Annotated in this window: 1 protein-coding gene; it reads right to left on the bottom strand. The window is 70.5% G+C overall.

Going from position 1 to position 13,490, the window contains the following annotated elements; genetic code table 11:
• Positions 1–54: 54 nt before the first annotated feature.
• Complete coding sequence (locus AB4851_RS25810) at positions 55–13,446, bottom strand: amino acid adenylation domain-containing protein (RefSeq protein ID WP_414449350.1); 13,392 nt, start codon at positions 13,444–13,446, stop codon at positions 55–57.
• Positions 13,447–13,490: the final 44 nt, after the last annotated feature.

Raw genomic sequence — 13,490 nt, forward strand, 5'->3', positions numbered from 1 at the left:
CCCCTGCCCCGCTTGTCTCGCTCATGTCGGTCGATGCTTGCAACGCGTGTCGGCTCAGGACCATGCCATTTCTCCCCGGTTGCGCTGCGGCGCATGCGGCCCGGCGTCGTCGAGCCATGCGTCCAGTACCGCCGCGATCGTCGCGGCATTCTCGCCCATCACGAAATCGATGTGCCGCCCCGGCAGCCGCCGGCTGTGGCTGCCCCGCAGATTGCGCGTGTACGGCGCCCAGCAATCGGGATCGATGCCGGTGGCGAGCGAATCGACCGCCCAGAGCGTGTGGATCGGCGCATCCAGCACCGGTGGCACGAAATTGACGGTGAGCGTGTACGCATCGCGCACCGTTTCGAAATAGCCGGTCATGGTGTGATAAGCCTCGTCGGAAATGCCTTGAGATTCGAGGAAGGCGCGCGGGTCGCCTTGCAGTGCGTCGGCCACGGCGTCGGCGCCGAGCTTCGACACGGCGGCCCGCAGGTTGCCGAGCGAGACATGCAGCTCGGGTTGGTCGCGAATCAGCGGATCGTCCTCGGAGAACGCCAGGATGTAGCCGACGAAGCCGACGAACGTGAATTCGGCGGCCTCCGCCTCCGCCTGCGGTTTGCGTTCGTTGCGTTCGTGGCGTTCATTGAGCCAGGTATCGAGCAGGATCACGCCCGCCACCGTGCGCCCGCGCCGCTCCAGTTCCGCCGCGACGCTCAACGCCAGCGTGCCGCCCAGCGACCAGCCGGACAGGCGCACCTCGCCCGCGGGCTGGAATCGCTCGATGTCGTCCGCGTAGGCCGAACAGAGCCCGGCCAGATCGCGGTCGGCCAGCTCGACGCCGGCCGCCTTCGGCGAGCGAATGCCATACACGGGCTGCGGCCCCTTCATCGCGTTGGCCAGCTCGGCATAGACGAGCACCTCGCCGTTCGCTGGATGCAGCAGGAACAGCGGGGGCGCGCCGTCGCCCTGCCCGCTGCCCTGCCCGTCGCCGGCCGCACCGGGCCGCAGCGGCAGCACCAGGCCGCGCTCGACCACCGGCGCCGCGAGCCACTTCGCGAGTTCCGCGGGCGTCGGGTCGCTGAACAGGTTGGACAGCGGCAGCTCCACGCCGAACGCGTGGTTGATGCGCGACACGAGCTGGATCGCCAGCAGCGAGTGGCCGCCCATCGTGAAGAAGTTGTCGTGGATCCCCACCCGATCGACCTTCAGCGCCTCGGCCCACAGCGCGCACAGCAAGGTTTCGGCCGGCGTGCCGGGCGCGGTGTACGACGCGGCGTTGCGGCTGAAATCGATGGCCGGCAGCGCGCGGCGATCGACCTTGCCGTTCGGCGTGACCGGCAGTTTGTCGAGCACGCACAGGTGCGCCGGCACCATGTAGTCGGGCAGGCTCTGGCGCAGGCTGCGTTGCACCTGGAGCACGTCGAGCCCGGCCACCTTCAACTGCGCCGGCTGATTGACGAGCCGCGCCGGCGCAGCCGTGCCTTCGGCCGCGCGCCAATCGACGGCGACCGGCGCGCGCGACACCACCGCGTGGAACGTGCCGCGATCGCCGCTGGCGGGCGCCATGGCGACGTGCAGGCCGAGCGATTCGCACATCGCGCGCATCGCGTGGCGATCGACGGCCGGCGCAACGCTTTCGAGCACCGCGTCGAGCGTCAGGTCCGTGCCGAGCGCGCGATGCACGGCGATATCGGCGGCCAGCGCGGCGTCGGCGATGCCGCCCAGCGCGAACGGCGGTGCATCGCCGCGCTCACCGTGCTCACCATGCGAGTCGAAATGCGCCTTCAGCCGTTGCTCGATCAGCGGCAGCGGCGCGCCGTCCCACGCATCGAAGCGCAGGCCGCCGCTCGGCGCGGTGGCGGCGTGGCCGACCCGGATCACCACGTCGTAGCGGTAGTCCGTCATCTCGTTGTGCACGCGCCGCCCCTTCGACTGAATGTCGATGTGGCCGATCGTCGGCAACCGCTGTTGCAAGGCGAGGAACCACGCCGGATCGACGGTCAGTTCGGATTCGTTGGCCGCGCGCTGCGCGACGCGCGGCGCGAGTTGCGACAGGCGCAGATCGCCGCGCTGCCCGTACTTTTCGAGCGAGGCGTGAAACACCGGCAACAGGCCGCAGTGCCGAATGTCGCCGAGAAACACCGTGCCGTGCGCCCCCACCGCGTGCACGCTGCGCTCCACCACATCGCGGAAATACGCCTCGTCGGGGAAATACTGCGCGACGGAGTTCACCACCACGGTGTCGAACGGGCCGTGATCGAGCACCGACGCGTCGCTGGCCTCGGCATGCTGGAGGCTCACGGCGCAGCCGTCGAAGCGGCCCGCCACCGAGCGCTGCAACTGGGTCAGCGCGGCGGCCGAGAAATCGGTGCCGTGATAGCGCTCGCACTGCGACGCCAGGCGGTGCAGCAGCAGGCCGCTGCCGCAACCGATTTCGAGCAGCGCGCGCGGCTGCAGCGCCGCGATCCGCGCCACCGTCTGATCGACCCATTCGCGCATCTGCGTGGCCGGGATTGGCTCGTGGTCGTAGCTGCTGGTCCAGCCCTGGATGTCGAACGCGTCGTCGTCGGGCGCGTGCTCGGCGTAGGTTTCCTCGAACGTCTGCTGCCAGCGGTCGACGTGATCGAGTTCGTTCGCGTCCTGCTCGACGAGATAGGCCACCAGGCGCTTTTCGCCGGCATCGTCCGCCTGCATGAGCACGGCGGCGTCGCGCACTTGCGGCAATGCGCGCAGTGCGGCTTCCACCTCGCCCAGTTCGATGCGGAAGCCGCGGATCTTGACCTGATGGTCGATCCGGCCCAGGTATTCCAGATTGCCATCGGCCAGCCAGCGCACCAGATCGCCGGTGCGGTACATCCGGCTTCCTGGCTCGCCATATGGGTTCGGTACGAAGCGCTCGGCTGTCAGGTCCGCTCGGCCGCGATAGCCACGTGCCAACCCGGCGCCCGCCACGAACAATTCGCCCGCTACACCGATAGGAACCGGCTCAAGCGAGGCATCCAGCACGTAGGCCTGCGCGTTCGCCACCGGCTTGCCGATCGGCGGGGCTTGCAGCAGCGTGCCCGTCACTTCGTAGGCTGTGGCGCACACCGTCACTTCGGTCGGCCCATAGGCGTTGAAGAAGCGCCGTCCTGGCGACCATTGCGCCACCAGTTCCTGCGAGCAAGCCTCGCCCGCGCTGATCAATGTGTGCAGCGTCGGCATCGATTCGGGAGAATTGGCGGCCAGCACCACGGGCGGCAGCGTCGCGACCTGCACGCCCAGTCGGGCAATCGTCGCTTCGAGCGTCAACCCCGGCATCAGTTGATCGCGTGGGGCCAGGCACAGCGTTGCGCCTGCGCTCAGGGCCATGAAGATTTCCCACGTCGAGGCATCGAAGCCGAACGCCGCGAATTGCAGCACGCGTTCGCCGGGCTGCACGCCGAACAGTTTTGATTGCGCGTGAGCGAGGTTCAGCAAGCCTTCGTGCGTCAGTTGCGCGCCCTTCGGCTGGCCTGTGGACCCCGACGTGTAGATCACGTAGGCCAAGCGCTGAGGATGCACGTCCAAACCGAGGCGCTCCGTCGGCTGCGAAGCGATTGCTGTCGCGTGCTCGTCCACCAGCAGGCGGAACAGCATCAAACCGGGCACATGGTCGGACAGCGCCGAGGTCGTGATGAGCAACGGCAGCGCCGCATCCTCGACGATCCACGCCAGACGGTCCGACGGCTGCGACGGATCGAGCGGCGCATAGGCCCCGCCCGCCTTCAGCACGGCCAGCACCGCCACCACCAGTTCGATCGAGCGATCCAGGCAGATCGCCACCGGCGTTTCCGGCTGCACGCCCATCGCCCGCAGGCGATGCGCCATCTGGTTGGCGCGGGCATCGAACTGCGCGTACGTCAGCGCTTCATCCCCGAACACCAGCGCTACGGCATCCGGCGTGCGATCGACTTGCGCTTCGAACACGCCATGCACATGACGAACCGGATCGCGCATCGAGCCGCGCATTGACCCGGTATCGTTCCATTCGAGCAGCATCTGCTGCCGTTCCTGCACCGGCAGCAACGCGAGCCGGCCGACCGGCGTATCGGGCGCTTCCGCCACCGCGCGCAGCAGCACCTCGTAATGCGCGAACAGCCGTTCGATCGTGGCCCGGTCGAACAGGTCGGTGTCGTACTCCACCGCGCCCACGATCTGCCCGTCGATCTCCTGCAAATGGATGGACAGATCGAGCTTCACCGTCGCGCTGTGGGTGTTCATCATGCCGATCGTCAGCCCCGGCAGTTCCAGCGAGCCCGACGGCGCGTTCTGCATGTTGAACGACACCTGGTAGATCGGTGCATGGCTGGTGGTGCGGCCCGGGTTCAGCGCATCGACCACCTGCTCGAACGGCAGATCCTGGAACGTATAGGCCTGCAAGGCGTCGGACCGTACCTGCGCGAGCAGCGCGTCGAACGGCAGCGCGGGCTCGGCGCGCACGCGCAGCGTCAGCGTGTTGACGAAGAAGCCGATCAGCGGTTCGATCTCCGCGTGATGGCGGTTCGCGATCGGCAAGCCGATGCACACGTCGGTCTGGCCGGCATGACGCCCGAGCACCACGCCGAGCGCGGCGGCGAGCGTCATGAACAGGCTGGCGCCGGCGCGCTGGCTCAGGGCCTTCAGGTCCTGGTTCAGCGCAGCCGGCCAGTGCAGCGGCACCACCGCGCCACGATGCCGCTGCATCGCCGGCCGGGGCCGGTCGGTCGGCAGCGTGAGCAGTTCGGGCGCGCCTTGCAGCGCGTCGCGCCAGTAGGCCAGTTGCCGCGCGAGCACGTCCTCGGTCATCCAGCCGCGCTGCCAGGCGGCGTAATCGGCGTACTGGATCGCGAGCGGCGCGAGCGGATCGGCCTGCCCCTGGCTGAACGCGCGGTACAACTCGCCGAATTCGCGCACCAGCACCCCCATCGACCAGCCGTCGCTCGCGATGTGGTGCATCGTGGCCAGCAGCACATGCTCCTGGTCGCCGAGGCGCAGCAGCCGCCCGCGCACCAGCGGCCCGGCGGCCAGGTCGAACGGTTCGCCCGCTTCGGCCTGCACCTGCTGCCGGGCGGCCGCTTCGCGCGCGTCCCGATCCGCCATGCCGCTCAGGTCGTGCAGCGCCAGCGCGAAGCGCGCATGCGGCTCCACACGCTGCACCGGCTCGCCGTCCACCACCTCGAAACGCGTGCGCAGCACCTCGTGACGCTCGACGATCCGGTCCAGCGCCATGCGCAGCGCGGTGACGTCGAGTTCGCCGGTCAGCCGCAGCGCGGACGGCATGTTGTACGACGCGCTGCCCGGTTCGAAGCGGTCGAGGAACCACAGGCGCTTCTGCGCGAACGACAGCGGCGCGGGCCGGTCGCGCGCCACCTGCACGATCGGCGGCGCGTCCATGCCCTCGGCGCGGCTGCGCGCCGCATCCACATGACGCGACAGCGCCGCGAGCGTGGGCGCCTCGAAGAACACGCGCAGCGACAGCTCCACGCCGAACGCCTGGCGGATGCGCGAGATCACGCGCGTGGCCAGCAGCGAGTGGCCGCCCAGCGAGAAGAAGTTGTCGTCGGCGGCCACGCCCGGCAGGTTCAGCAGCTCGCACCAGATGCCGCCGAGAATTTCCCCGGTCGGGGTGCCGGTGGCCGGCGCGCCGCCGCCCGGCGTGCCAAGCTCGGGCGGCCGCAGCAGCTTGCGGTCCACCTTGCCGTTCGCGTTGAGCGGAAAGCGATCGAGCAGCACGAAGTGCGACGGCACCATGTAGTCCGGCAGCACGGTGCGCAAATGGCGTTGCAGCGTGCGCTGATAGCTCAGTTCGTCGCGCAGCGGCGACAGCGCCCGGACGTGGCGGCCGGGGTGGCCGCCACCGGCCGCGAACACGTCGCGCCAGTCCACAGTGACGGGCTCGCGCGAGATCACCGCGTGGAACCGGCCCTGGTCGCCGGCGGCCGGCGCCATCCACAGCGAACAGCCGGCCGCCTCGCACAGCCGTTGCAGCAGCCGGCGATCGAGCGGCCCGTTCGCGGCGGGGTCGAGTTCCGCGAGCAGCGCGCCGAGCGTGCCGGCGGCCGACAGGCCGCGCAGCGCCTGGAGCACGGCATGCGGCAGCGCCAGATCCGCGTCGGGAATGTCGCGCACCGCCACGCAGCGCGCCGAGGCCGCCTGCACGAGGCGCGCCGCCACGGCTTCACCGGTCTCGCCGCTCTGCCGCAGCGACGCCCAGTCCTGCCAGGCCACCTGCGACCCGAGCGGGGCCGGCTCGGCGGCCGCCTCGCGATCGATCGTCAGGATCGCGTCGTAACGGAACTGCGTCAGCTCGTTTTTCGTCTGCCCGGCCTTGGCCAGCACCTGCACGTGGCGGATGCGCGGCATGCGCTGCGCGAGCGCGAAGAAGTAGTTCGGATCGACCAGCAGTTCGGCCTCGCGCCGCGCGCCGAGTTCGATCGCCTCGCGCAGTTCCGACGCGAGCATCGATCCGGGCGCGTTGAACAGCTCCACCGAGGCGAGGAACAGGTCGAGCTGCCCCGCGTGGCGCAGGTCGCCGAGGAATACCCGGCCGCCCTCGGGCAGCGCGGCCAGCGCCGATTCGATCACCTGCCCGAGGTAGTCCGCGTTCGGGAAATACTGGGCGACCGAATTGATCACCACCGTATCGAACGCCTGCCCGGCGGCCAGCGCTGATGCATCGTCGGCGGCCCCCTGTTGCAGCGTCACCCGCTCGCGCAGCGCCGGCTGGCCGTCCACCTCGGCCTGCAGCTTGGCGATCGCGACCGCCGACAGATCGGTGCCGTGATAGTGGCCGGCGAGCGGCGCGAGGCGGTGCAGCAGCAGGCCGGTGCCGCAGCCGATTTCGAGGATGCGGCGCGGCGCGAGCGCCGCGATGCGGCCCACCACCTGCTCCACCCACTCCTGCATCTCGTGGCGCGGAATCGGCTGTTGGTCGTAGCGGCTGGTCCAGCCGACGAAATCGTCGTGGCCATGCTCGCGCGCGTCGGTTTCGCCGTAGATCTGATCGAAGGTCTCGTTCCAGAACGCCACCTGCTCGCCGCCGGCATCGGCCTGGCCGTCTGCTGCCGCCGCGTCACCCGCGTGATTGACGATATAGGCCGCCAGATAGCGTTCGCCGGGCCGGTCCTCGCGCGCCATCACGATCGCGTCCTGCACGTCGGGCAAGGCCTGCAGCACCGCCTCGACCTCGCCCAGCTCGATCCGGAAGCCGCGCAGCTTGACCTGATGATCGATGCGGCCGAGATAGTCGATCGAACCGTCGGCGCGCCAGCGCACCAGATCGCCGGTGCGGTACATGAGGCTGCCGGGCGCGCCGAACGGGTTCGGCACGAAGCGCTCGGCCGTCAGGTCGGCGCGGCCCAGATAGCCGCGCGCGAGCCCCTCGCCCGCCAGGTACAGCTCGCCGCTCACGCCCACCGGCACCGCCTGCCAGGCGGCGTCGAGCACATAGGCCTGGGTGTTGGCCACCGGGCGGCCTACCGTGACGTGGCGCAATTCGTCGGCGTCGAGCCGCGAGCAGGTCGAATAGGTGGTGTCCTCGGTGGGGCCGTACAGGTTGCGGATCAGGGTGCCGGGCAGCGCCTCGCGCAGTTCGCGCGCGAGCAGCAGCGGCAGCGCCTCGCCGGCCAGGTTCAGCGCGCGCACCGACGGCGGAATCGCGTCCTGGCGCAGCAGCTCGGCGATCGCCGACGGCACCGTATTGATCAGCGACACCGGGAAGCGCCCCGGATGCTCGAGCACGTCGAGCACGGTGTTCGCGATATGCACGGTGCCGCCGCAGCACAGCGGCGCGAACATCTCGAATACGGACAGATCGAAACAGTTCGAGGTGGACGCCAGCACATGCCGCAGGCTCGCCGCGTCGAATTCGTGCAGCGCCCAGGCGAGGAAGGTGCGCAGGCTCGCATGCCGGAGCATCACGCCCTTCGGCCGCCCGGTGGAGCCGGACGTATACAGCACATAGGCCAGGTTCTCCGCCGTGGCGAGCGGCGCGGGATCGGCGTCGGAGCCGTCCGGCCAGCCGGTGTCCAGGTCGATCGCCTGCCACTCGGCCGCGTTGCCGTGGCGGCGCTGGTGCGACTGGGTCAGCAGCACGCGCGGCTGGCCGTGCCCGATCATGTATTTGAGGCGATCGGGCGGATACATCGGATCGAACGGGATATAGGCGCCGCCCGACTTGAGCACGGCCAGATGCGCGGCCAGCAGGTCCAGCGAGCGATCGAGGCAGATCGCCACGCGCGTTTCCGGCCCCACGCCGAGTTCGCGCAGGCGATGCGCGAGCCGGTTGGCGCGTGCGTTGAGCGCGCGATAGGTCAGCGTCTCGCCGTCGCAGATCGCCGCCACCGCATCGGGCGTGCGCCGCACCTGCGCCTCGAAGCATTGCGGCAGCAGCGGCGCCGGCACCTCGAGCGCGGTGCGGTTGAACGCGTGCAGCACCTGCTCGCGCTGCGGCTCGGGCAGCAGCGGCAACTCGGCCAGGGCGGCGTCGGGGTGCGCGCAGATGCCGTCGAGCAGCACCCGCAGATTGTCGGCAAGCCGTTCGATCGTGGCGGCGTCGAACAGGTCGGTGTTGTACTCGAAGTGGCACGCGAGGCCCTCGTCGGCCGTCTCCATCACGTACAGCGACAGGTCGAACTTCGAGGTGGTGCCGGCATTGCCGAAATAGCCGAGTTCCACGCCGGGCAGCGCCAGGTCCTGCATCGGCGCGTTCTGCAACACCAGCAGCACCTGGAACAGCGGCGTGTAGGCGACCGAGCGCTCCTGGTTCAGCACGTCCACCAGATGCTCGAACGGCAGGTGCTGATGCGCGTACGCGCCGAGCGTGGTGGCGCGCACCTGGTGCAGCAGCGTGCGGAACGCGGCCTTCGGGTCGATCCGGTTGCGCAGCACCAGCGTGTTGACGAAGAAGCCGATCAGGTCTTCCGTATCGGCCAGCGTGCGATTGGCGATCGGCGTGCCGATGCAGATGTCGTCCTGCCCCGACCAGCGCGCGAGCAGCACGCTGTAGGCCGCGTTCAGCACCATGAACAAGGTGGTTCGCGTCTCGTGCGCGAGCGCCTGCAGGCCGCTGCGCACCGGCTTGCCGAGGCGGAAGCCGAACAGGCTGCCGCGATAGGTCTGCACCGCGGGCCGCGGGCGGTCGGTCGGCAGCGCCAGCAGCTCGGGCGCGCAGCGCAGCGCGTCGGTCCAGTAGGCGAGCTGCGCGTCGAGCACTTCGCCGCGCAGCCAGCCGCGTTGCCACACCGAGAAATCCGCGTATTGCACGGCAAGCGGCGGCAGGCCGTCCGGCTCGCCGTCGAGCACCGCTGCATACAGCGCGGCGAACTCCTTCACGAGCAGGCCCATCGACCAGCCGTCGGACACGATGTGGTGCAGCGTGAACAGCATCACGTGGCGTTGCGCATCGAGGCGCAGCAGCTTCGCGCGCAGCAGCGGGCCGCGCACCAGGTCGAAGCGGCGCTCGGTTTCCTGGCGGGCCAGCTCGCGCGCTTCCTGCTCCTGGCGCGCTTCGTCCAGCGACGACAGATCCACCACCGGCAGGTCGATCGACAGCGTGGCGGCGATCTGCTGCACGGGCTGGCCCTCGTGCGTGCCGAACGTGGTGCGCAACACCTCGTGGCGGGCCACCAGCCGGTTCAGCGCGGCACGCATCGCGGCGGGGTCGAGCGCGCCGCGCATGGTCAGCGCCTCGCAGATGTTGTAGGCCGCGCTGTCGCTTTCGAGCTGATCGAGGAACCAGAGCCGCTGTTGCGCGAACGACAGCGGCAGCCGGGCCGAGCGGTCGGCGCGCGGGATCGTCGGCGCGGTGGACGTCGTGCCCGGCGTCACGCCCGGCATTGCGCCCGCGCCGAGGCGCCGCGCGAAGCCGGCCACGCTCGGCGCTTCGAACAGGCTCGCCAGCGAGGCCTCCACGCCGGTGGCCGCGCGCACCCGGCTGATCACCTGGGTGGCCAGCAGCGAATGGCCGCCGAGCAGGAAGAAGTCGTCGTGGATGCCCACCTCGGGCCGGCCGAGCACCTCGGCCCAGATCGCGGCCAGCGCGGCTTCGAGCGGCGAGCGCGGGCCGGCGTGTGCGGCGTCCGCCGTCGCCGGCTCGGGCAGCGCATGCGTGTCGAGCTTGCCCGATACGTGGCGCGGCAGGCGCTCCAGGCGGATCAGATGTTTCGGCAGCATGTACGCCGGCAGCGCCTGCGCCAGTTGCGCGCGCAACGCGTCGGGATCGAAACCGCCCTCGTTATCGACCTCGCTATCGACCTCGTTATTGCCCTCGCCGCCGTCATCGAACACGCAATAGCCCACCAGTTGCCGGCCGTTGCCCGCGCCGCGCACCTGTGCCGCCGATTCGCGCATGCCCGGCAGCGCGGCGAGCGCCGCTTCCACCTCGCCGAGATCGATGCGATAGCCGTTCAGCTTCAATTGCCGGTCGGCCCGCCCGACGAATTCGAGCGCGCCGCCCGCGCCGGCCCGCACGAGATCGCCGGTGCGGTACATGCGCTCGCCGGGTGCGCCGAACGGATCGGGCACGAAGCGCGTGGCCGTCAGCGCCGCGTCGCCCCAATAGCCGCGCGCGAGCGCCGGCCCGGCCAGATGGAGTTCACCGGCGACGTTGGCCGGCACCGGGTGGCCGCGCCGGTCGAGCACGTAGCCGCGCATCCCGGCGATGGGCCGCCCGAGTGCCACCCCGGGCGCGTCGTCGGCCAGGTCGACCGCCTGCACCGTGGCCCAGATGGTCGCCTCGGTGGGGCCGTATTCGTTGTAGACGGCCAGTTGCGGGCAGCGCTGCCGGGCCAGCTCGCGCAACGTCGGCGGAAACACGTCGCCGCCGACGATCAGGCAGCGCAGCGCGCCGAGCGTGTCGTCCGACACCCGGCGCAGCAGTTCGGCGCTCAGTGCCGGCGTGCCGATCAGCGTGTCGCACCGATGCGTGTCGGCCAGCCGCGCGAGCGCCTCGGCGTCGCCCGCCTGCGCCTCGTCGGCCAGCACCAGCGTGCCGCCGCCCAGCAGCGTGGCGAACAGCCCGCTGGCCGCCGCGTCGAACACGATCGACAGCGCGAGCAGGTGGCGGCGGATCGGCGGGTAGAACGCCAGCCGTGCATCGAACGAGGCCCGCAGGTTGCCGTGCGTCACGGCCACGCCTTTCGGCGTGCCGGTCGAGCCCGACGTGTAGATCACGTAGGCCAGTTGCCCGGGATGGATCGAGACGTCCGGCGCGGTGTCGGGCCAGGCCGCGTTGAACGGTGCATCGGGCGCATCGGGCGCGTCCAGATCCCGGCGCGGCAGGTCGGCCGGCCAGGCGTCGAACCGGCGCTGCGTCAGCGTCAGCACCGGGCCGGCCTCGCGCAGCACGCGCGCGAGGCGCGCGGCGGGCTGATGAGGATCGACCGGCACGTAAGCGCCGCCGGCCTTGAGCACGGCCAGCAAGGCCACGATCGCCAGCGGCGAGCGCTCGACGCCGATCGCCACGCGGCTGTCGGCGCGCACGCCCTGCGCGATCAGCCAGTGCGCGAGCCGGTTGGCGCGCGCGTCGAGTTCGCCATAGGTGATCGTGGCGCCGTCGCAGACGATCGCCGGGTGCGCCGGCTGCCGCGCCGCCACGGCATCGAGCCGCTGCACGAGATCGCGCGGATCGTGTGCCGGATGCGGCTCGGTCGCCGACGGCCGCTGCCCTTGCCAGGATTCGGCGATCGCCTGGCGTTGATGTTCCGGATGCGGCTCGGCCGCGACCGGCCGCTGCCCTTGCCAGGATTCGGCAATCGCCTGTCGTTCATGTTCCGGATGCGGCTCGGCCGCGACCGGCCGCTGCCCCTGCCAGGATTCGGCGATCGCCTGGCGTTCGTGTTCCGGATGCGGCTCGGCCCCCACCGGCCACGGCCCCTGCCACGACTCGGCGATCTCCCGGCGTTCCTCCTCCGCGAGCCACGGCACATCGCCCACCGGCATCGCCGGATCGGCCAGGATGCCCGTCACGAGCCGTTGAAAGCGCTGCGCCAGCCGGTCGATGGTCGGTGCGTCGAACAGCGCGGCGTTGTATTCGAACATCACGCCGAGGCCGTCGCGTTCCTCCACGACGTTCATCGCCAGATCGCACTTGGCCGGCTGCTGCCCGGTGCCGAGCGCGGTCAGCGTGAGCGCCGGCAACGCGAACGTGCGCTGCGGCACGTTGTGCAGGATCAGCACCGCCTGCAGATACGGCACATGCGTGCCGTGCCGTTCCGGGCGCAGCACCTCGACCAGATAGTCGAACGGCAGATCCTGGTTCGACAGCGCCCCGAGCACGCGCTCGCGCACCTGCGCGAGCAGCGCTTCGAAGCTGCGCGCGCCGTCCACCTCGGTGCGGATCACCAGCATGTTGACGAAGAAGCCGACCAGCGCGTGCAGCTCGGCATCGTTGCGATTGGCCACCGGCGTGCCGACGCACAGGTCCTGCTCGCCGGACCAGCGCGACAGCAGGAGCGCGTACAGCGCCTGCAACACCATGAACAGCGTGGCGTTGCCGCGCCTGGCGAGCGCATGCAGGCCGGCCAGTTGTGCCTGGTCGAGGAACACCCCGCTCGACGCGCCGTCGAAGCCCGGCGTCAGCGGGCGCGCGCGATCGAGCGGCAACGGCAGCAGCGGCGGCGCGTCCTGCAGCGTCTCCACCCAGTAGGCGACCTTCCGGTCGAGCACCTCGCCGCCGAGCCAGCCGCTCTGCCAGCTCGCGTAATCCTGGTAATCCAGGGCGGGCGGCGCGAGTTGCAGCGGGCGGCCTTCCGCGAAGGCCGGGTACAGCGCCGCGATGTCCTGCAGCAGCACGCCCATCGACCATTCGTCGAACACGATGTGATGCAGCGCGATCACCACCACATGTTCGGCGTCGCCGAGCCGCGCCACGCGCACCCGCATCAGCGGCCCGGTACGCAGATCGAACGGCGTGGCGACTTCCGCCGCGATCAGCGCGCGCACCCGCGCCTCGCCGTCGTTCTTGCCTTCGCCGTCGCCTTCGCCTTCGCCCGGCGCGGCCTCGATCAGCGACAGTTCGACCGAGGCGTGCGGCGCGACCTGCTGGAGCGGCCGCCCCTCGTGTTCGACAAACGTGGTGCGCAGCGAGGCGTGGCGCGCCACGATCGCGTCGAACGTGCGTTGCAGCGCGTCGAGATCGAGCCGCCCGTCGAGCCGCACCGCGTTGACGATGTTGTAGGCCGTGCTGCCGGGCTGCATCCGGTCCAGCAGCCACAGGCGCTGCTGCGCGAACGACAGCGGCCCCGGCCGGCCCTGCTCGTGCGCGGGGCGGCGGGGAATCGCGGCCCGCGCGTCGCGCGACGGATCGGACAGGAATTCCAGAAGGGCCGTCTTGTGTTGCCGGAGCTTCGCCACCAGCGCGGCATCCATGCGGCCGGTCGCGCCCTTGAGCACCAGTTGCCCGTCGTCGGCCTCGACGCGGATCTTCAGTTCCCGCAGTTCCTGCAGAATGTCCAGCAACGCCATGCTCGTGCTCCTTGCCATGTGTCTTTGTTCTCGTTCGCTTTCGT

This window comes from Burkholderia sp. 22PA0099, from assembly GCF_047497165.1.
Lineage (GTDB): Bacteria > Pseudomonadota > Gammaproteobacteria > Burkholderiales > Burkholderiaceae > Burkholderia.